General features: G+C 35.1%; 21 protein-coding genes. 2 read left to right on the forward strand and 19 right to left on the reverse strand.

The window, feature by feature from the left end:
• The first annotated feature begins 20 nt into the window (after positions 1–20).
• The gene (locus J2786_RS06995) at positions 21–518 is read left to right on the forward strand and encodes a DUF4920 domain-containing protein (RefSeq protein WP_047429898.1); all 498 of its coding nucleotides are present in this window, start codon (positions 21–23) and stop codon (positions 516–518) included.
• Positions 519–723: 205 nt separating this feature from the next.
• Here J2786_RS06995 and J2786_RS07000 read toward each other — a convergent pair whose 3' ends face one another.
• Positions 724–1,833 carry a M14 family zinc carboxypeptidase gene (locus J2786_RS07000; protein WP_047429896.1) on the reverse strand — a complete coding sequence of 370 codons (1,110 nt, stop codon included), beginning with the start codon at positions 1,831–1,833 and terminating at the stop codon, positions 724–726.
• A 961-nt stretch (positions 1,834–2,794) separates the two neighbouring features.
• Between J2786_RS07000 and J2786_RS07005 the strand changes: the two genes are divergently transcribed.
• Positions 2,795–3,331, forward strand: a complete 537-nt coding sequence (locus J2786_RS07005) for a helix-turn-helix domain-containing protein (RefSeq protein WP_047429895.1) — start codon at positions 2,795–2,797, stop codon at positions 3,329–3,331.
• 437 nt (positions 3,332–3,768) lie between these two features.
• Here J2786_RS07005 and J2786_RS07010 read toward each other — a convergent pair whose 3' ends face one another.
• From J2786_RS07010 to J2786_RS07095, 18 genes are all read right to left on the reverse strand, one after another.
• Positions 3,769–4,935 carry a proline dehydrogenase family protein gene (locus tag J2786_RS07010; RefSeq protein WP_047429892.1) on the reverse strand — a complete coding sequence of 389 codons (1,167 nt, stop codon included), beginning with the start codon at positions 4,933–4,935 and terminating at the stop codon, positions 3,769–3,771.
• A 63-nt stretch (positions 4,936–4,998) separates the two neighbouring features.
• A complete protein-coding gene (locus J2786_RS07015) occupies positions 4,999–5,928 on the reverse strand; it encodes a UbiA family prenyltransferase (protein ID WP_047429889.1) in 930 nt (309 codons plus the stop codon).
• Positions 5,929–5,938: 10 nt separating this feature from the next.
• Complete coding sequence (locus tag J2786_RS07020) at positions 5,939–6,865, reverse strand: mevalonate kinase family protein (RefSeq protein ID WP_047429887.1); 927 nt, start codon at positions 6,863–6,865, stop codon at positions 5,939–5,941.
• 202 nt (positions 6,866–7,067) lie between these two features.
• Positions 7,068–8,558 carry an MFS transporter gene (locus J2786_RS07025; protein ID WP_047429885.1) on the reverse strand — a complete coding sequence of 497 codons (1,491 nt, stop codon included), beginning with the start codon at positions 8,556–8,558 and terminating at the stop codon, positions 7,068–7,070.
• 290 nt (positions 8,559–8,848) lie between these two features.
• A complete protein-coding gene (locus tag J2786_RS07030; RefSeq protein ID WP_047429882.1) occupies positions 8,849–10,027 on the reverse strand; it encodes an acetyl-CoA C-acyltransferase in 1,179 nt (392 codons plus the stop codon).
• Between the two features lie 57 nt (positions 10,028–10,084).
• Entirely contained in the window at positions 10,085–10,495 is a 411-nt protein-coding gene (locus J2786_RS07035) for a hypothetical protein (protein ID WP_047429880.1), read from the reverse strand.
• 2 nt (positions 10,496–10,497) lie between these two features.
• Positions 10,498–10,902, reverse strand: a complete 405-nt coding sequence (locus J2786_RS07040) for a hypothetical protein (protein WP_047429877.1) — start codon at positions 10,900–10,902, stop codon at positions 10,498–10,500.
• 298 nt (positions 10,903–11,200) lie between these two features.
• Positions 11,201–12,583: a nucleoside permease gene (locus tag J2786_RS07045; RefSeq protein WP_047429875.1), complete on the reverse strand. Its 1,383-nt coding sequence runs from the start codon at positions 12,581–12,583 to the stop codon at positions 11,201–11,203.
• A gap of 22 nt (positions 12,584–12,605) precedes the next feature.
• Positions 12,606–13,205 carry a bifunctional nuclease family protein gene (locus J2786_RS07050; RefSeq protein WP_047429872.1) on the reverse strand — a complete coding sequence of 200 codons (600 nt, stop codon included), beginning with the start codon at positions 13,203–13,205 and terminating at the stop codon, positions 12,606–12,608.
• 189 nt (positions 13,206–13,394) lie between these two features.
• Positions 13,395–14,342, reverse strand: coding sequence for an electron transfer flavoprotein subunit alpha/FixB family protein (locus J2786_RS07055; RefSeq protein WP_047429869.1), 948 nt, complete (start codon positions 14,340–14,342; stop codon positions 13,395–13,397).
• Positions 14,343–14,458: 116 nt separating this feature from the next.
• A complete protein-coding gene (locus J2786_RS07060) occupies positions 14,459–15,205 on the reverse strand; it encodes an electron transfer flavoprotein subunit beta/FixA family protein (protein WP_047429867.1) in 747 nt (248 codons plus the stop codon).
• A gap of 202 nt (positions 15,206–15,407) precedes the next feature.
• The gene (locus J2786_RS07065; protein WP_047429864.1) at positions 15,408–16,112 is read right to left on the reverse strand and encodes an SDR family oxidoreductase; all 705 of its coding nucleotides are present in this window, start codon (positions 16,110–16,112) and stop codon (positions 15,408–15,410) included.
• Positions 16,113–16,192: 80 nt separating this feature from the next.
• Positions 16,193–17,116, reverse strand: coding sequence for a T9SS type A sorting domain-containing protein (locus J2786_RS07070; RefSeq protein ID WP_047429862.1), 924 nt, complete (start codon positions 17,114–17,116; stop codon positions 16,193–16,195).
• Between the two features lie 211 nt (positions 17,117–17,327).
• Entirely contained in the window at positions 17,328–18,248 is a 921-nt protein-coding gene (locus J2786_RS07075) for a T9SS type A sorting domain-containing protein (RefSeq protein ID WP_047429860.1), read from the reverse strand.
• Positions 18,249–18,448: 200 nt separating this feature from the next.
• Positions 18,449–19,828 (reverse strand): dipeptidase, encoded by a 1,380-nt coding sequence (locus tag J2786_RS07080; RefSeq protein ID WP_310024426.1) that lies wholly within the window; start codon positions 19,826–19,828, stop codon positions 18,449–18,451.
• A 158-nt stretch (positions 19,829–19,986) separates the two neighbouring features.
• On the reverse strand, positions 19,987–20,259 hold the full coding sequence (locus tag J2786_RS07085; RefSeq protein ID WP_047429856.1) for a hypothetical protein: 273 nt from the start codon (positions 20,257–20,259) through the stop codon (positions 19,987–19,989).
• 139 nt (positions 20,260–20,398) lie between these two features.
• The gene (locus J2786_RS07090) at positions 20,399–21,544 is read right to left on the reverse strand and encodes a class I SAM-dependent methyltransferase (RefSeq protein WP_047429853.1); all 1,146 of its coding nucleotides are present in this window, start codon (positions 21,542–21,544) and stop codon (positions 20,399–20,401) included.
• Between the two features lie 210 nt (positions 21,545–21,754).
• Complete coding sequence (locus J2786_RS07095) at positions 21,755–22,138, reverse strand: GxxExxY protein (protein WP_047429850.1); 384 nt, start codon at positions 22,136–22,138, stop codon at positions 21,755–21,757.
• Positions 22,139–22,164 lie beyond the last annotated feature (26 nt).

The raw sequence follows: 22,164 nt of genomic DNA on the forward strand, positions 1-22,164 counted from the left end.
TTTTGAGAAAAATATTAAACATGAAATTTAAAGTTTTATTATTTGCAGCCGCTTTAACAGGTTCTTCATTAGCATTTGCTCAATCTGGTCCACCAGAGGGGAAAGCTTTGGTAGGTGATACGTATGGAAGTCAGGTAACTTCATCTGCTGAATCCAAAGCGATCACCGTAGATAAATTGAATAAGCAGCTTAAAAAAGACAACAAAAAAGTTGAGAATGTATCTATTAAAGGAAAAGTAACTGATGTATGTGACAAAAAAGGCTGCTGGCTTACGATCCAGACAGAAGATAATTCTAAGTTTTTTGTAAAAATGAAGGATTATGCTTTCTTCGTACCTACAGCATTAAAAGGAAAAAATGTAGTATTGGATGGTAATGCAGAAAGAAAAGTAATTTCTGTAAATGAGCAGAAGCATTATGCAGAAGATGCTAAAAAACCTCAGTCTGAAATTGACGCTATCACTGAGCCAAAAGAGGAAATCAGATTTGTAGCGAATGGAATTAAAGTGGTTAACTAATCTTTAGAGGAATCGATATTCTAAAATTAAGTTTTGGCTAAAGCCGGATGAATATTCATTAAAGTAAATGGGCTAAAGCCCATTCCTATTGAATAACATTATCATTGAGTGGACAGCCATTTGAATTTTGGAAATTAGTTATAAAAAGTTTCGGCAGGCCTGAAGGCCTGCCGAAACTTTTTATGAGGAGATTATTTAAATCCTTTTAATCTTCTATTTTAAAATCCACAACCGCATCCAGTTTCGGATATTTAGTTGCAGAAATAAATTTCTTTCCGGTACAGTCTATTTCCAGCCAGCCTTTCTTTTGTTTTACATCACCAGCTTCCATTACAAAAGGAATAAATGATATATCATTTTTTCCTTCTTCTTTGATCTCCCTGTACTGAACTGCAATATCCAGGATACATTCATGCTCTGTATTCAACTTTACATTTCTGTAAATAATATCATAATGTGTTTCCTGATTCTCTGGAATTTCAAGGTAAGTTTCCCATCCTGTAATATCGGAGTTCAGCTCACTGATTGCTTTCAATGCATAATAAAGAGCAATTGTATAATATTTTCTGGTTCCTGCTCTGGTATAATCTTCTACAAAGTGCCCGCCTTCAAATAAAATAGTGGGCATTCCTGCTTTGATAAAGTTATCTCCGGTAGAAGTAGGATAAAATTCATCAGAATATCTACCGATCTGGTTGGGGATCATTTCTTTTAAATGGTTGTATACACTTCCGATTACAGCCATACATTTTTTTCTGTTTTCAGTAACCGTACGTTCTATGTTTTCGGAAGGAGCCAAAAATGAAAGCGTAGCAGGATGAACACCATCAGTCGTAAAAATGGTTCTCTGCTCATGAAGGTTTAAAGCGTAATCATATTTTTTCGAAGCCGCTGCTTTTTTGAGGAATTTAATCTCTTTGCTTGCTTCGTTATGAAAATCTCTGTTCAGATCAATATCGGCTGCATTCAATCTGGTCCATCTTTCAGATCCGTCCGGATTCAGCATGAATATAAAATCAAGCTGTATTTTACTGAACAAATCCTCTTTCATTTCAGGAGCTTTATCAAGACTCACTAAAAGGTCAAGCATAGCATGGGTAGCATTGGATTCATTGCCGTGCATTTGTGACCAGGCCAGTACCTGAATATTTCCGGTTCCGATACTTAACTGATAAATAGGTTTATCTAAATAGGAGGTTCCGATCTCCTGAATATAATCGCTGAGATTGTCCTGTAGATAAGAAAATAATTTTTCAGGAGAAATATAGCGATTTGAGAAATCGGGGTTTTGGGAATAGATCTGTTCAAAATTCATTGTAGGAATAGTTTACAAGAATCAAATTTAGCCATTTTTAGTCAAAAACTTAAATTAACATTTGTAAATATCAGCAAAATTCACAAATTTACATTTGCCATCTGATTTTAAAATTGTTTACAAGGTTTAAATTAGCCAATTTTCGAGTTATGAAAACAAGTTAACACTTGTAACATTGTTAAACAGTAGTGAAAGACAAATTGTCTGTGGATAAAATTGTGGATTGCGAATAATTTAATGCATACTATTTAAAATACTAAAAGTCAATACTTTATGGAATTCATCTCAATAGTATTTGTAATAGTACTTTAAGTGTATAAAAAGGCGGATTTTACTATTTGAGGACTATTTTATTAAACATAAAAATTGTGGAAAACCAAGCTGTTTATAGTTGTATACATATGTAAAATGAGTAAAAAACTAAATTGGCTTCGAAAAATTGTTCGAACAGCACATTTTTTAAGAGCTTTACTCTTTAATAAGATGAGTTGCTTAACAGGAACTCTATTTTACCTTCGATTTAACCGAATATAGGCTTAAAATCGTGTATTTACATCAGTAATTTACCTGTGTAACTCTATTAAAAGTGTTTTTATATGCGTTTTATGAGGTATTTATTGATAATCTTATTACCGAAAACGATATAAGCAGTTTAATAATGTATACTCTGTTTTTAAAGATATTTAACGGACAAAATAAATGGACTGAATTTACATTTTTAAACCAGTATTTTGGAAAAGTACAGGTCTTTTAATAGATACAAATAACCTGCTGAAGGTTGTAATGATAGATTAGTATAATAAGTAAATACAATTGTAATTAATATATAAGTTATTGATTTAAAAATAATTAAAATTAAGTTACAAATGTATACAGAGAATATTTTCATTTATTTACATTTGTATTTTGCATTTGTAAATTATTAGAGTTACATTTGTAAAATAATTAATGACTTATTTTTATGAGTTTAAATGAAAGAATTTCCAAAATTATAGAGTATTCTCAACTTACTCCCTCTGAGTTTGCAGATGAGATAGATGTACAGCGTTCGTCTATTTCACATATTACATCAGGAAGAAATAAACCGTCTCTAGAATTTATCATAAAAATAAAATCCCGTTTCCCGGAACTTCTGTGGGACTGGCTGGTTACCGGAGAAGGTGAGATGCTGAAATCACAGGTGGCCGAATCAGAAATTAACGAAGAGCATACCGAAGAAGAGAAAATAAAAACGACTCCACTACCCGATCTTTTTAACATGATGAATGATGATGATGAATTCGGGAGTGATGAAACGGAAACAGAAACTTCAATATCAAGTCCTGGAGAATCGGTTATACCGGCCCAGAATAAAGCTCCGGAAAAAATATCGGATTCTCAGCGATTAGAAAATTCCGGCGACCATTTATTGGGTCAACTATTTGGTAATCAGCAAAGTAAAATAAAACGTATTGTTCTGTTCTACGAAAACGGAAAATTCGAAAGTTTTGAGCCTTAAAAAACCTGACCAAAGAAATGATCAGGTTAAAAAAATATTTGAAGAAGAAAACTAAAGCTATTGCTTTATTTTATTTTTAAATATTGTGACGGATATCAGCTGATGGTATTTTATATTTCAGATCATCTGATCCCCTATTTATATTGTTATAATTTTAGGCTATAGATAAGGTGATTAGTGTATTGGAGAGGCACTGTCTAAAGACAGAAGTATAATAAGTAATTGAAGATATCGTTATATGTTTTTTTATGGCTCTATCAAATATAAATATTTAAAATCAAATCAGCAATAAAAATCAAATTATTTTACAATATAATTAAGACATAAGATCATTGCCCAGATTATTACTAATTCGTTATAAAATTCCTAACCTTTAAGTTTCATAAAAAAAGACCTACAAAACTGCAGGTCTAATAAATATATTGAGAACAATATTATTATTTCTTTCTTCTTTCCAATTCTTTTTTGATCAGTCCAAGCTCTCTTCCGGTTTGTCCGGCTACAGAGGTGTTTTCCTGCGCTCTTCTCGTCAAATAAGGTACAACATCCTTTACAGGTCCGTATGGAAGATATTTAGCCACATTATAGCCTTTATCTGACAGATAGAAGGTGATATTATCACTCATCCCGTAAAGCTGTCCGAAATAAACGTGTGGATTACCGTTTTCCAGAGATTTTGCTTTCATTTTATCCATAATCAGTTCAGAAGAGATTTCGTTATGGGTTCCGAAGAACGCTGAAACCTTATCCAAATGATCCATCACAAAGTCAATTCCAGCATTATAGTTTTTATCTGAAGCCTCCTTGGTTGGCTGAATCGGGTCTGCATACCCTTTTTCTGCTGCTCTAGCTCTTTCTTTTTCCATGTAAGCACCACGTACAATTTTGTACCCGATGAAGTAATTTTTCTCTCTTGCTCTCTGAAGATGGGCTTCCATATACTCCAACCTTCCCGTTCTGTACATCTGAATGGTATTCCAAACGATAGGCTTCTGCTGGTTATATTTCTCCATCATCTCTTCGCAAAGATGGTCTGCTGCATCCTGCATCCAGGTTTCTTCAGCATCTACCATTACTTTTTTATCATGTTCATGGCAAAGACTGCAAACTTCATCAAATCTTTTTACGACTCTTTCCCATTCTTCTTTCTGGCTGGTAGTAAGTTCTGCTCCTTTTCCAACGGCTTCATAAAGATCAATTCTTCCGAAAGCGGTAGGTTTAAAAACAATAAAAGGAATTGCCGGATTTCCTACTGAGAATCTTACAATGTCCTTAATTTCTTTGCAAACCGCATCAAAGGTTTCCTCATCTTCTTTCCCTTCAATGGAATAATCAAAAATACTTCCAACTCCTCTTTTGAACAGCTGTTTCACCACTTTCATACTTTCTTCACGGGTTTCACCACCACAGAACTGTGCAAATAAGGTATTTTTTACAATTCCGGTTACGAAAGGAAAGTTATTGTGTACTGTGAAATTCAGAACAGATGTTCCAAGGCTTGTAAGAGCGGGCTGTTCAATCATTTTAAACATCCAGTAAGCCTTTCTCAATTGTGCATCAGACTTGTCTGCAAATGCAATTTTAGTATCATTAAAAATGGGCATTCCTATTTATTAAATTTAGTTACGCAAAGGTAATAATAACCTCAGTTTATTTAAAGATTTTTTTTACAATTTATGCTCTATTCCATTTAAAAGCATTGCGATGATTCCAATGAAAACCCAGAAACGTAATATATTCAATGTAAACAAGTTACTTCTTCGGGAAGCATTTAACAGGAGATAAATGCATACGATCATGACAAAAAGCCCTCCGGCAAAATAATAGGCCATAAATCCGGTAATACCGGTTTTTGTAATAATCTTCATTGAAACTACCATGGTAACGATGAGTAAAGAAGTCAGAATAATTTTTGTATTTCTGCTTTTAAAATAGTTGGGAATGGTAGTATATCCGAATGTTTTATCCACACTTCTGGTGAGAGTATCTTTTACAATATCAATACATAGCAGGATAAGGAATAGAAAAACAGCCATCAGGAAAACCTTTTTGGAAAAGGTTTCGTAGTACACCATCATTCCAAAAAATGGATATAAAGTAAGACTGACAAAAGTAAGATTGTTCAGGATCAGTATTCTGCTCAGTTTATGGCTGTAAAACCACATAAAGAACTGATAGACTACAAAAAAAACAAATACATTGTGGGAAATCATCCAGGCTACGCCTAAAGAAATAGCACTGAGAGCCAGGTAGGCGTAGAGAAAATATTTCTGTTTGATGAACCTCTGTAGCCTAGTTCTGAAAGGTTTTACCAAATGATCTTTCTCCAGGTCATAGAATTGATTGATAATACCGCCTGCCAGAATGGTAAGAACAGTACAAAAAATAATCCCATGTACTTTGAAATCGAAGACAAATTTTCTGAAAGATTCATCCTGGTTGAACAGGAAAAAAGTAGAAACATAGAGAGCAAATGTCAGGAGAGCAGCTACAAAAAAACGTGCTCCGAGGAGAAAGCCCACGAATTGTGAAAATCTGTAAAATAAAGATTTTGATACATAGTTTTTGGATTGGAAAGGTTCTTTTTCAGAATTCATTCCAATCTGTTTAAAATCTGTAAATCACTTCTTTTTGGAAGCCTTCAAGCATTTTTTCAGCTTTTGCGTAATCTTTGGTAAATCCTAAGATATAGCCACCTCCACCGCTACCACACAGTTTCAGATAATAAGCGTTGGAATCCAGTCCTTTTTTCCAGATATTAAAAATACTTTCAGGGATCATAGGGCGGAAATGTTCATAAGCCCAGTGAGAAAGCTTTTTAAGATTTCTGAAGAATGGATTCATGTCTTTTTTAAGGAAAGATTCGATACAAGCGTTGTTGTAACGGATAAACTCTTCTTTCAGGGTTTTACGGAAACCTTCTGTTTTCATTTTTTCGAAGAAAATCTGGATCATAGGTCCTGTCTCTCCGGTCATTCCCGAATCAATCAGAAAAATGGCTCCTTTTCCTTCTTCCCCTTCCGGAATATTTACCCTGTCTAAATTTTCTTTATTTTCGATAAGGATTGGCAGATTCATATAACAGATCAGTGGATCCATTCCTGAACTTTTTCCATGGAAATAACTTTCCATTTCGCCAAAAACAGCTTTTAATTTTTTAAGATTATCTTTTGAAATATTTTCAGGGTTCAGTTTGCTGATTGAATATTTTTCAAAAATAGCAGCCACCAAAGCTCCTGAACTTCCCACTCCATATCCCTGTGGAATATTGGAATCAAAGAAAAGGCCGTTTGAAATATCTTTTTTGAAGCTATCGATATGCAGCTTAAAATCGTCGGAAAGATCGAGTGCTGTAAGAAATTCAGAATATTTCTGCAGATGTCTGTTGGAATTAAGTTCAAATTCAGAACTTAAATCTGAAAATTTCAAAGTTCCTTTATAGAAGCTGTAAGGTACAACAAGCCCCTGGGAATCTTCAATCATTCCGTATTCTCCAAACAGGATTATTTTTGCATAAAATAAAGGGTTGGTCATATTGACATTAATCTTTTGCAAAGTTAAAAATTATTCCGCTGAATATAAGCAAAACTCAGGCCGAATTGTCTTCTATTTTACTTTCTTCAGTTCTTCTATTAAAAATACGAAAAAAATATGATAAATAAATATAATTTCATAGATAAAATTCAATGAATTACCCAGATAAAAAAAAGACGTTAAAAAATAACGTCTTTTAATTTTATAATGTTTCTCTGTCTTTTCTCATTTTAACCTTCAGGAATCTTATTAAAATCAATCCTGCGGCAAAAAATATGGTCATGGACAGTGCCGCAATACGCATATTATTGAAATGCTCGATCAATGTAGCAAAGATAAATGTTCCGATAATAATGGCAATTTTCTCCAATACATCATAGAAACTGAAGTAAGTTGTGTTCTCCATTGAATTTTCCGGAAGTAATTTTGAATAGGTAGATCTGGACATGGCCTGAAGACCACCCATTACCAGACCTACTACTGCAGCAACTCCATAAAACTGGTATTCTACCGTCGGGTTTTCTTTGTTCAGGAAATAAGCCCAGAGACACGCTACAATCCAAAGGATGATGGCGATTGAAATAACGTTTTTGTTACCGATTCTCTTGGATAATCTTGAAAAAATAACAGCTCCAATGATTGCTTCGATCTGAATCACCAAAAGGGTTCCGATCAGTTTATCCTGAGCAAGGTTAATTTCACTCTTGCCAAATAACGTAGCCATAAGGAAAATGGTCTGCATTCCTACACTGTAAAAGAAGAAACTTGACAGGAAGAATTTCAGATTTTTATCTTTGAAAAGCTCTCCTCCTACTTTAAACAGTTCGTGAAAACTTTCTTTTGCAATATCTTTATAGAAGCTCAGATTGTCTTTAAATACTTCGAAAAAGCCTCCCTGCTCTTCATGTTTTTTGAAGATATTCTTATAGTTCAACAGCACTAAATCTTTAGGAAGTTTATCTTTCACATCTCCAAACTGAGGAAGGTGCTTGAATGTATATTGAGAAAAACCAAACCACCATGCTCCCGTTAACAGGAAACTGATTCTTGTAAACAGTAGCTGCTGAGCTGCTCCTTTGGCAAAAACCTGAATCAACACAAGACAAATTACTACTAAAACTACCGAACCAATATATCCATAGACATATCCTCTTGCAGAAAGCGCATCCTGCCTGTCCGGTGTAGCGATATCCGGAAGGAATGAGTTGTAAAAAACTAAACTTCCCCAGAAACCAACACTGGCCGTAATACTGAATAAAAGTCCTAAAAATACATTATGCATTCCTGTAAACATAGCTAACCCCATACAAGATGTTGCACCCAGATAGCAAAAGAACTGCAGGAAAGATTTTTTGTTTCCGATGGTATCAGCTAATGAAGATAAAAACGGAGACAGCAATACTACAACAAAGAATGATATGGTAAGAGAATACCCGTAAACAGCATCAGGCTGATATTCTTCTCCAAAAATTTTGATCATATGCCTTACCGGAACATCAATCCATGTTTTGGTTTCTGCTACGTATTCTTTTTTCTCGTAAGCGGTGGTAAGGATAGAGTAATAAATGGGAAAAATGGTAGAGGTAATCACCAGGGAATAAACAGAATTTGCCCAGTCATATACAGCCCAGGCTTTCATAATTTTCGGATTATTCTTTATGTTTTTAGGCTGTCGATTCTCAGTTTCAGACATTTCAAATATATATTAGTAGCACAAAAATAGAAAAACTACGGAATATTCTACGGTTTTTAATATTATTTTGAAAATAATAATGGTAAGGTATTGAAATAATTCAGCAAAGTTTTAATGCTATTTTATACTTTCCAAGGGCTGAAAATCATCCATGTATGTTGGTAAATGATGTATTGACTAACCTGAATGTAAGGTTGTCAGATCGTATCATTCCGTTCTGTAAATAAAAAACCGGTGTCTTTGACCCCGGTTTTTTAGCTTACCACACACAGTGTGGTTGTATGTGTCAATTATAGGTTTTCAATCACAATTGCAGAAGCACCACCACCACCGTTACAGATAGCGGCAGCTCCATATTTAGCGTTATTTTGCTTCAATACGTTGATTAGTGTAACGATAATTCTTGATCCTGAACTTCCCAGTGGGTGACCTAATGCTACAGCACCTCCGTTTACGTTTACTTTAGCAGCATCTAATCCTAAGATTTTGTTGTTAGCTAATCCTACTACTGAGAAAGCTTCGTTGAATTCGAAGAAATCAATATCTGAAACTTCTAATCCTGCTTTTTTAAGAGCGATAGGTAATGCTTTTGCCGGAGCTGTTGTAAAGTTTTCAGGCTCATGTGCTGCGTCAGCATAAGAAACGATTTTTGCAAGAGGTTTCAATCCAAGTTCTTCCATTTTTTCTTTAGAAACAAGGATCAATGCAGAAGCTCCATCGTTCAGAGTAGATGCGTTTGCAGCTGTCACTGTTCCTTCTTCTTTTTTGAATACGGTAGGTAGCGTTGAAATTCTGTCAAAGTTTACCGCTTTATATTCTTCATCTTCAGCAAATATTACGGGCTCTCCTTTTCTCTGAGGAATAGAAACCGGCACAATTTCTTCGTTGAATTTACCTTCGCTCCAAGCTTTTGCAGATCTTTTGTAAGATTCTACAGCGAAGTTATCCTGATCTTCTCTTGTAATATTATAGTCTACTGCACATTTTTCTGCGCATACTCCCATATGTACTTTATTGTACACGTCTGTAAGACCATCAAGTACCATTCCATCAAGCATTTTGATATCGCCTAATTTTGTAGCCACTCTTGCATTGTAATAATGAGGAACTAAAGACATGTTTTCCATACCTCCTGCAACAATTACTTCTGCATCACCAGCTTTAATAGCCTGAGCTGCCATTGTTACGGCCTTCATTCCTGAAGCACAAACTTTATTGACTGTAGTAGAAGGCGTATTGATTGAAAGACCTGCTCCTAAAGCAACCTGACGAGCCGGCGCCTGGCCTTCTCCTGCCTGAAGAACATTTCCCATATAGATTTCCTGAACTTGGTTAGGATCCAAACCGATTTTATCTAATGCTCCTTTTACAGCAGTTGCTCCCAGTTTTGTAGCCGGAACTGTTGATAAGCTTCCCATAAAACTCCCCATAGGTGTTCTTACTGCGGAAACAATGAATACTTCTTTCATGTATATAATTTTTATTTAGCTGAAACGGAATAAAGATTCCGTTTTTATAGTTAGAATTTATTTTACTTTTACGTATACTATATCAAATTGAGTTCCTTCAATTTTGGTATTCACTTTCAGAATATTATCCTGAGTAGCTACTATTTTATTATTGAAGACATCCCCTATCTGTGCGGGATCGTTTTTATCGGATTTCTCCAACACGATTGCTTTATAATTGCAGTCATCCACAAAGACCAATGTAGATTTTATAAAGTCTTTTCCATTATTGAAATATTCGGTTTGAACATTATCTTTAATGGTCATGTACCATATTGCTTCCGGGTAATTGGGCCTTACAAACGTTCCTTCTTTTATATTTGTACATTTAGGCGGATTATCCGGTTTTTTCTGTTCCGTTGCCTGAGCTTGAATCTGTGTAGCTGCTGTCAACAAAATTCCTGCTGAAAAAAGTGTTAAGGAGTTCATGTTTATATTTGTGTTCTGTTTTTAACTTTTTTATTTCCTCCTGCAAAAACCATCAGAAAAGCGCCTAGAAATTCTACAGCCCAACCCCATTTCAGTTTAACAATTCCTGCAAAAGTTTCCTGCCAGGATTTGAATGGTAAAAAACTAAAGTATTGCAGCGACTGCATTTTTACAGCAACCAAGGTAAATCCGAATAAAAGAATAAGCAGAATACCAAAAAACCTTACGATTTTGGCACTGTTATTTACAATTCCAAAAACGGCACAAGCAGAAAAAATCCAGCATGCTATAGCCAGATAATGATCAAGCTTCCAATAGTTCCAGTTCCCTATTACAGGCACATGTACCAAGGGTAGAAAACTACCTATAATTACTAACAGTAATCCTAATAACTGAATATTTTTCATATTTACTAAAGTGCCAAAATACAAAAAAAAACACAGTTTTAAATAGTGTGTTTTAAAAATAGAAATTCCGTACCCGAACACTTGTTAGCTACAAAAAAAATTCAGTATTTTTAGCTATTTTACAAATAAAAACAGGATTTATTATCAAATTAAAAATAACTACTTACCGTTTCTATCATGATAGAAGTCCATATTTTTCTTCTGCAAAGCTTTATTGTATAAAAGGATATCTGAAAATAAAAAAATTGCATTTTTTTTCAAAAATGCAATTTAATATCTTAATAAATATAAGTTTCAATTAGTGTTTCACTGACGAAACATCTTCCGGGTTATGTTTATGTTTAAACAGTACGGCAAAGAAAACCGCCAGTATTAATGCATAGATTGCAAAAGAAAGCCATATCTGCTGCCAGTCTTTTACCATCACCACAGAGGAAAGAGTTCCGTCTGAATTGACAGCTGCATTGAAGCTTTTCTTTAAAATGTTCAGGAAAGTAGGATTATCAGGGGTTGTCTGCAGGTAAGCAGAAAGATCTGAAGCCGTAGAAAACTTGTGGGTAAAGAATTTATCAATAGCCCATCCTGCGGCATAACTTCCGAAAACTGCTCCAAAACCGTTGGTCATCATCATAAATAATCCCTGAGCCGAAGAACGGATCTTTTTGTCGGTAGTCGTTTCCACGAAAAGGGATCCTGAGATATTAAAGAAATCGAAAGCCATTCCGTACACAATACATGAAAGAATGATTAATGAAAGTCCAAATCCGTCCGGCACCCCATAAGCAAAGAATCCGAATCTTAAAACCCAAGCCAGCATCGATATCAGCATTACTTTTTTAATTCCAAATTTCTTCAGGAAGAAAGGAATTGCCAAAATAAACAGGGTTTCTGAAACCTGGGAAATTGACATAATGATGGTAGATCTCTTTACTACAAATGAGTCTGCATATTTAGGAAAATGAGCAAATTCACTTAAAAATACGTCACCATATGCATTGGTAAGTTGAAGTGCAGCTCCCAAAAGCATTGAAAACATAAAGAATAATGCCATTTTATAGTTTCCAAAAAGCTTAAATGCATTCAGGCCTAGCTGCTCGGATAATGGTGAGTGTTTGTCAATAAGTTTTTGTGGGGGACATTTTGGAAGTGTAAGGGCATAAATCCCTAAGAAAATTGCTACAACACCTCCGATGTAAAACTGACCTTCTGTTTCTTTATTCCCACTAAGGTTTGTAATCCACATCGCAACAATAAAACCAATAGTTCCCCATACACGAATCGGTGGAAAGTCTTTCACCACATCCAGATTGTTATTTTTCAGGATCGTATAAGAAATTGAATTAGCAAGTGCAATGGTAGGCATGTAGAAACACATGGCCAAAAGCATTACTGAAAAGAAGGAATTCGGGTCTGCAGAATGAGGTAAAATAAAAAGAATAACCCCATAGAGGATGTGTAATACTGAAAATATGCGTTCCGCATTTACCCAGCGGTCAGCAATAATTCCGGTAATGGTTGGCATAAATATAGAAGCAATTCCCATTGTTCCGAACACAGCTCCAAACTGAGTTCCATCCCAATGTTTTGTGCCAAACCAGAAGTTTGCCATCGTAATCAGCCAAGCTCCCCAAACGAAAAATTGGAGAAAACTGAGGATGGTCAGGCGTAATTTTAAATTCATAGTTTATATAAAAAGTATCTCTTTAGTCAATTTTCTTTTTCCTTCTCTTGATTTCTTCCTGGATTTCAAGGGCGGTATCATAGTCTTCTTCTTTAACGGCTTCGTCCAATAATTTCTGAAGCTCTTCCATAGAAAGAGATTTTAAGTTATCTTCTGTTTGTACAGTTTCTGAGAATGATTGTTCTTCTTTTGAAACATCTTCCAGTTCCAATAAAATTCCGGCTTCATTTAAAACCTGCTGCGTTGTAAATATTGGCGCATCAAATCTTACGGCCATTGCAACAGCATCGGAAGTTCTGGCATCAAGGATCAGTTCTTCTTCTGTTACTTTATTTTTAAAGTTGATATTTGAAAAGAATACTCCGTCTACGATCTGATAGATGATGACAGAAATCAGCTCAAAATTGGCAGAAACTATAAATTTTGTAAATAAATCATGAGTAAGAGGACGCGGTGGATGAATATCTTTTTCCAATCCGAGAGAGATAGACTGGGCTTCGAAATTTCCTATAACAACAGGTAATTTTATATGTGTTTCTTCATGCTCCAGTAACAATGCGTAAGCCCCCGACTGGGTCTGGCTGTACGATATTCCGCGAATAATTAGCTGCTTATAATCCATAGCTACAAATATAGATTAATTTTTTATTGTGTTTTCACTTTTTTACGCAAAAATAAAAGCCCGGAAAGCCGAGCTTTTATCTGTATTGTTGATGATTGTCAAACGTCAATAGTGAATTTTGCTTCGCAAGTAAATTATTTATTTAAAAATTGACAAGCAAAGCGAATTGACTATTCACAATTCACTTTCTTATCCTTTAATTGCTTTAATTTTCTCAGTTAGTGCAGGAATAATCTGGAAAGCATCTCCTACTACTCCATAGTCAGCAGATTTGAAGAACGGTGCTTCAGGATCACTGTTGATTACTACGATTGTTTTTGAAGAGTTTACTCCGGCAAGGTGCTGAATTGCTCCTGAAATCCCTACTGCAATGTAAAGATTCGGAGAAATAGCTTTACCTGTCTGTCCTACGTGCTCTGTGTGAGGTCTCCATCCGATATCAGAAACAGGCTTAGAACATGCTGTAGCTGCTCCTAAAACGTTTGCTAAATCTTCGATCATTCCCCAGTTTTCTGGCCCTTTCATTCCTCTACCGGCAGAAACAACAACTTCAGCTTCTTTAAGGTCTAATTTACCTGAACTCTGCTCGTGGGAGATCACTTTAGTGTCTTCATTAGCTACAGATAAGTTTTTCACTTCTTCTGAACCTGATACTGCATTTTCTTTAACACCGAAAGCGTTTTGAGAAACAGTAACGATTACTCCGTTTCCTTCTGCTTTTGCATGCATGAAACCTTTTCCTGAGAATGCTCTTCTTTTTACCTGGAAAGGAGAAAGGCTTTCAGGAGCTTCCAATGCATTAGTAATTAAAGAATAGTTCTTCATTACAGCAAGCATCGGTGCAATAGAAGAAGCATCAGTAGTGTGAGGGAAAACAATGATATTTCCATCTGCCACTTCACTTACAGCCTGTGCAAATGCTTTTGCTGAGAAATTTTTAAGACCTTCGTCTTTGATATTGATGACGTTTGATGCTCCATATTTGTATAATAAATCTGAAGAATCTGTTGGGTTTACAGAGATTGCCGTAACGGTATCTCCTGCTTTGTCAGCGATAGCTTTAGCATAAGAAACTGCTTCGAAAGCTGCTTTTTTGTAAACTCCGTTTATATTTTCTGCGTATACGAATACTGCCATTTCTAAGTTGTTTAAGGTTTAACGTTCAGGATTACAGGTTATTAATGTATTGAATAGTAATGAACTAAATCCCATCAGTACCATCCTGAATCTTTTTACTTTTTACTTGGTTCTTATTAAATTACTTTAGCTTCTTCGTGAAGTAATCTTACCAATTCATCCAGATTATCAGGAGAAACCATTTTCACAGCAGCTCTTGGCGGAACGCTGTCATAAGATACTCCCTGAACTTTTACTTCTGAAGAAGAAGGTTCTACTACCTGCAAAGGTTTTGTTCTTGCAGACATAATTCCTCTCATATTCGGGATGATAAGATCCTTCTCATCTACTAATCCTTTCTGACCTGCAATAACTGCCGGTAATTTTACTGAAATAGTTTCTTTTCCCCCTTCAATTTCTCTTACTGCAGTAGCTTCGCTTCCGTTTACGTCTAATCCTACTGAAGCGTTCACGAAAGGCTGGTTTAATAACTGAGCAACCATTCCCGGAACAGAACCTCCGTTATAATCGATAGATTCTTTTCCGCAAAGGATAAGATCATATCCTCCGTTTTGAGCTACAGCTGCAATTTCTTTTGCTGTAGAATAGCTGTCTTTTGGATCAAGATTTACTCTTACCGCATCGTTAGCACCAATGGCCAAAGCTTTTCTGATTACAGGTTCTGTAGCAGCATCACCTACGTTGATTACTGTTACTGTTGCTCCCTGAGATTCCTGAAGTTTAACCGCTTTTGTCAACGCAAATTCGTCTAGAGGATTAATTACCCACTGAATTCCGTTTTTGTCGAAAGCAGACTTATCTGCTGTAAAGTTAATTTTGGAAGTAGTATCCGGAACACTACTAATGCAAACTAATATTTTCATATGTTGTTCTTAATTTTTTTATGGGTCATATGTAACCTTAAGGTTTCACGTGTACTATTTTATTTTTTCCCTTTTGGCGCATAAAATCATGACTGTTTATGCAGAGATTTTGTTTGAATTAATTTTTGCTAATATAAATAAAAAATATATTATGCATGCATAATACTTATTAAATTATTATTCAATACATTAGATGTAGTTACTAAGCTGGTTTTGTTGCCCTAAACTCTATTTTACTTGGCAAAACTCTTGGATTCATCTTTAAAATATCCAGTACAAGATTCCCCATATCTTCGGGCTGAATCTTCCAACTGTCTTTTTCAGACGGAATATTTCCGTTAAAATGAGTAGCTACAGATCCTGGCATAATCACAGTAGATTTAATATTGTATTTCCTTAAATCGATCATGGCTGCCTGTGTGAAACCTACAACGCCGAATTTTGAAGCATTGTATCCTGTTCCGTTTTCAAAGAAATTAGCTCCTGCAAGACTGGAAATTGTAATATAATACCCTTCGGTCTTTTTCAGTTCTTCCACCGAAGCTTTTAAGGTATAAAAAACGCCTGTAAGATTGGTTTCAATCATATCATTCCATTCTTCTGCCGTCAGTTCATCTACGGGCTTAAAAATACCTAATCCTGCATTAGCAATGATATAATCCAGTCTTCCGAATTTTTCAACGGTGTATTTCACAGCTTCCTGTTCACTTTCCAGGCTTCTTACATCAGAAACAATCCCCAAAACATTTTCTGAATATTGCTTAAGTTCTTCTTCCGCCTTCATTACATCATCCCGTTTTCTTCCTGAAAATGCTACAGCAATTCCATTTTCAAGTAAAATTTTCGCAATCCCGAAACCTATTCCTTTGGTTCCTCCTGTTATATAAGCTGTTTTCTGATCTGACATATGATTAAAATTTTTAATTCTCTAAAATAACAAAAACGCTCCAATTGGAGCGTTTTGCTGATCCTAAGATTTATCAGTAATTATTTTTTGATGAACTTCTCTGTAAAGTTTCTTCCTTCTGTTTCTATATTCAGTAAGTAAGCTCCGGCCGCCAGGTTTCGAACATTTACCTGATCTCCGTTTAACGTTACATCCACTTTCTTTCCAGACATATCATATACTTCAACATGTTTGATTTTATTTGGTGTTGTGATTTTTATAATATCAGTAGCCGGATTTGGATAGATAGACAGTTTTACGTCATTTTTAACTGCATCTTTTGTAGACAGTGCAGCTTCATTATTAATTTTGATATTATCGATATAGGCAGAACCTCCGTAATTATCATGTACAAAATCCATTCTGTTAATATTATTGTTACTGAATGGCTGGCCCGTATAAATCAGAGTATCATTAAGATAATACTGGATTCCCGTAGCTGTGGAAACTATTTTTACCCTGTACCATGTATTGGCATTCCAGGTTTGATTGGTATTGACCAAATTATTTGAGCCTGCTGTAGCAAGCAGAATGGATCCATCATAAGAGAAATCAATATAAGTAACGATTCCCCCTGCTCCTGTTGTACTTACTGTTCTAAAAACAAAATCTGAACTCGATGTACTTTTTTGAGTCAGTCTTACATCAAATGATTGGGTAAAGCTATTATACGTTAATGGGGTGGCAAAGGTATAGAAACCACCCATTACAGGACTCTGCTGCGGTCCGTAAGGTGCATCTGTTGTTATTTTAAAACTGTTTGAACCCTGGCTTGCCATTTCAGCTGATACCAATTGGCTTGTCAGATATACTGGGGGTGTTGCTCCATTATTAGTGGTAACCCAGCCCTGCTGTCCATTAATGTTTCCTGCTGTATACCCTTCACTGGCTTCAAAAGAAATAGTCTGCTGAGCAAAAGATGATATTGAAATCAACGAAATTGCGAAAATGTAAAGTTTCTTCATGATATTTTTTTAGTTTCGAACAAATATATATGTTTTAAATCTAAAAAGCAAAATGTATGAATATTTTACACTTATTATAAAATTAACATAATATTTTTAATCAAAACCAATAAAGATATTAAATCTAAGGAAAAACATCAATTCCGAAAAATCATCCACAAATTCATCAAAATACTAAAAAGAGTACATGTTTTCAGAGGTATGAAATAATTTATCTGATGATCACTTTTTCAGTAAAATTTCTTACTTCAGTTTTTATATTTATCATGTATATTCCTTTGGGTAAGCCTTTTACCTCTATTTTATTATGGTTTATTTCAGTCTTTATAAGCTTACCTGTTTCGTCATAGAGCTCTATACTTTTTACTTTGGCAGCCGTATTAATATTGATAAAATCATTTGCAGGATTAGGATAGAGAGATATTTTTTCAGGATTTACACCGGATTCCTGAACCCCCATTGTTCCCAGCTCGCTATTAATTTTAATATGATCAATATACGCTGATCCCAGCGAATTATTATGAACAAAACGAAGCTGATTTATATTCAGGGAATTTGCTGCTGTTCCTGTGTAGATCAGCAGATCATTAAGGTAATACCGGACATCCGTAGCGCTTCCCACAATTTTTAACCGATACCACATGTTCGCCAGCCAGGCTGAGGGTGTAGAAATAAGATTCTGTGTGCCGGATAACATATCCAGAATCTTTATCCATCCGGTTTTTCCAAAATCCACCCTTACTACAAACTGGTCATCAATATTATTTACTCCCTGAAAACCAAAGTCAGAACCGTTGAGCTGCGACATATTGATATCGAATGATACAGAAAAATTATTGTAGGAAAGAGGAGCCGGCAGATTATAAAAACCTCCGATGATTGGCTCAGCCTGCGTTCCATACGTATTTTCTTTAACAATTCTCAGGGAACGGCTTCCGTCGCTTGCTTTATCAAAACTGATGGTTTGATGGGTAACATTTTCCGGTACCCCTCCGGTGGGAGTACTGATCCAGCCGGCCTGTCCATTGATATCTCCAACGTTGAATCCCTCAATAGGTTCAAAGGAAACAGACTGTTGGGCGAAAAAACATATTGACGATAGCAAAAATGCAATTGAGTAGTATTTTTTCATAGTAAATCAAGTTTTGTATTAAAAATATAAACTTTCAATGAATAGTGAAATAACTTATTGCAAATAAAAAATTAACCCTTTTATTTTCAGTGGATTTAATTTTAAAATTCTTGAAAAAGGCTCTGCTAACAGTTGATAATAGAACAAAAAATAAGGTATTTCTTTGCAGAAATACCTTATGATATTATATTTTCGATTAATTACTTTGAATAATTCTCAAAGAACAAAGGAATACTTTCAATTCCTTTATAGAAATTGAATAATCCGTAATGTTCGTTTGGAGAGTGGATCGCATCAGAATCCAACCCAAAGCCCATTAATACGGATTTAGCGCCTAAAACCTGCTCAAACATGGCTGTAATCGGAATACTTCCTCCTCCTCTGTAAGGAAGAACTTCTTTTCCAAAAGCAGATTCCATTGCCTGTTTTGCAGCAGCAAATTCTTTCGTATCCGTTGGTAAAACGTAAGGCATACCTCCGTGGTGAGGGGTTACTTTAATTTTTACGGTATCCGGAGCAATCTTTTCAAAATATTTTGTGAACTTCTCTGTAATTTCCTGAGGAGTCTGATAAGGAACCAGACGCATCGAAATTTTAGCAAAAGCTTTTGAAGGAATTACTGTTTTTGCTCCTTCTCCTGTATAACCGCCCCAGATTCCGTTGCAGTCTAAAGTAGGACGGATAGATGTTCTTTCTAAAGTGGTATATCCTTTTTCACCTTCGATATTGCTTAGTCCGATTGATTTTTTGAATTCTTCCGGATTGTCTTTTAATTTGTTCATTTCAGCTCTTTCAGCATCTGAAACAGTTTCAACATTGTCGTAGAACCCGTCAATAGTGATATGACCGTTTTCATCGATCAGATTAGCGATCATTCTTGAAAGAACGTGAATAGGGTTTGGCACTGCTCCACCATAAAGACCTGAATGCAAGTCTCTGTTTGGACCTTCCACTTCTACTTCCACATAACTTAAACCTCTTAAACCTGTTGTTACCGTTGGTTGTTCGTTGCTATAGATATGAGTATCAGAAATTAAAATACAGTCACAAGCTAATTTCTCTTTATTTTCATTGACCCAGTCTCCCAAGCTTACAGATCCTACTTCTTCTTCTCCTTCTAAGATAAATTTTACGTTGCAAGGAAGAGCATTGGTCTTCATCATTGCTTCAAAAGCTTTCAAATGCATGAAGAACTGTCCTTTATCATCAGCAGAACCTCTGGCAAAAATGGCACCTTCAGGATGTAATTCAGTTTTCTCAATATAAGGCTCGAATGGTGGCTTTGTCCATAATTCCAACGGGTCTGCCGGCTGAACATCATAGTGTCCGTACACCAATACAGTAGGTAAGCTTTTATCTAAAATTTTCTCTCCGAAAACAATTGGATATCCTTTTGTCTGGCAAACTTCCACATTATCAGCTCCTGCATTTTTAAGGTATGCCGCCACTACATCTGCACATTTCAAAACGTCATCTTTATACGCGGGATCTGCAGAAATAGAAGGAATTCTCAATAACTCAAATAATTCATCCACGAAACGCTGTTTGTTTTCGTTAATGTAATTTAATGTCTCTTGCATTGTAAAAATTTATTTTGTTAAAATTAAAAAAAATGCCCGGCAGGGACAAACAAAAAGGAAGGATTTTCCCAACGTTGTGCTAATGAATCTTATAGCCTTCTTTTTTAATAAAAAAATGCCCTGCAGAAACAGGGCACTTATATATTTTGTACTTCTAATTAGTGTTCAGCTTTTGGTGCTTTATCAGCTTCGGCAGGTTTTGCAGCCGCAGTACTGTCTGTTTTTGGAGCAGCAGCTTCTGGTGTTGCATGAGCCTCCTCTTTATGTTCTGCAGCTCCAGCTTCATGTCCGTGAGCTTCTCCCTGAGGGTCGTCAGAATATCTTTCTACTCCTTCTTCAAGTTTCAAAGTACCTCTGTTTCCTCCTTGAGGAACTTTCTTACAGCTTACCGCTACCGTTGCAATCGCTAAACATATAACTAATTTTTTCATATGTAAAATTATTTTTTTTAAAAGGTAATATGAAACCGCACTATTTTAGTCAATGACGACCTTCCAGACAGCAAGCGATTTCATGCTTAAATTTTTGATTGCCCAAAAGTAAGAAATCCTGCTTTTTTCGGCAACATTTTTATACTGATTTTAATATTATTTTCCCTTTTTTGGATTGGGTAAAAATAAGATATTGATCTCCTCCATCTTTTAAACCATATTTCTTTTTGATTTCATCAGGTTTTAGAGGATAATTTTTTGTTATAATATTAAACTGACTTTTCTTTTTAATACTTTTAGAATCAACAGATTCCATTTCAAAAATTCTCCCCGGGAAGCTTTCTATTCTTTCGTCAGAAGTATAAAGATGACTGTTGGGATGAAGTTTTTTTAATCCGAATTTCTGGGAAATCAAATTGAAGACTCCAGCCTTCAAAATGGAATGATTGGGGATATATAGATATCTTTCAGGTTCAGAATATTCGGAATGAGCAGTTTCTTCTTCCCCAAATGTAAAGCTAAAGACAGATTCATTGCTCTCAAGGTTCACACAATTACAGATAATCTTGTTAGTATTTTCGTTGGAAAGAAATACTACAACTTCTTTCACATCATTTTTCAGAGCAATAATATCTATTCTTGAAATACCAGGCAGCACCGACACAAGATATTTAAGATCAATAAGCGGGGAAAGTTTAATGACTACCAGATTGGAAATAGACTGTAATTGTTCATGAATTTCAAGAATATCGGGGGACAGATCTTCCAAAAGAAAAACTTTGTTTTTTTGTTCGTCTCTTCTCGCCGGATCAAGATAAATAACATCAAAGTGTTCCTGATTCCCGTTCAGAAAATCTTCAAGCTTAGCATTGATAAATCTTGCCTTTCGACCTAAAATACCCCAGTTATTTTCAACAACCTTTAAAAGCTCTGTATTTTGCTCTATTAAAGTGACATTCTCAAAATTTTGAGAGAGATAATAAGCATCGATACCAAAACCGCTTGTCAGATCAATGAATGTATTTCCTTTTAGAAATTCTGATTTATAAAGAGCTGTTTTTTCTGAAGAAGACTGTTCCAGATTAAGCTGTGGTGGGAAGAGAATGCCTTCTTTTAAGAGAAACGGAAATTTCCTTACCGCCACCTGTTTTCCTTTGATCTGCTGTACAATTTCATGCATAGAAGCTTCTGGAAATGGCGATTTTTTTAATAATAATGTATGTAAATCTGTATTCAGATTTGCATTGATATAGTCTTGAATGTCTTTGTTTAGTAATTTAACCACAGATGACACAGATTTTCACAGATGTTTATGTTTTATTTATTTACGTAATTTTAAATATTTGAATTTATTCATTCTTAACCGCATAAAAAAATCTCCATAGATGCTTAATGTTTCATTTTACGTATAAGAATACACATTATCATTGAAAGTTAAAAAAAATATGTGCAATCATCTGGAAAATCTGTGCCATCTATGGTCCATTTTGGAATATTATTCTAAATTCCCTCTTACTTTCCGAAAAATACTTTTACTGATAAAATCAGTATTAAAGTTCACCAAAATTCCTAATTTCAATCCTGTTAACTTTAAATAGGTTAACAACTGTTGATGATGAATATTTGCTATTTCCGTTACGGCTTTTACTTCTATAATAATTTTATCTTCAACAACTATATCGGCAACAAAACCAGAATCAATAATAATATCCCTGAATTTAACCTTCATCGGAACCTGAGTCTTCACTTTTAAACCATTATTTTCCAATTCGCAAGCCAAAACCTTCTCATAAACTTTTTCCAATAAACCTGGTCCAAGTTCATTATAAACAGAAAATATAGATTTTCTGATATAAAAACTTATCTCATTTTCTTTCATAACATTTGCATTTTGTGTTTCATAAA

The sequence above is a fragment of the Chryseobacterium vietnamense genome (genome assembly GCF_031454475.1).
Classification (GTDB): domain Bacteria; phylum Bacteroidota; class Bacteroidia; order Flavobacteriales; family Weeksellaceae; genus Chryseobacterium; species Chryseobacterium vietnamense.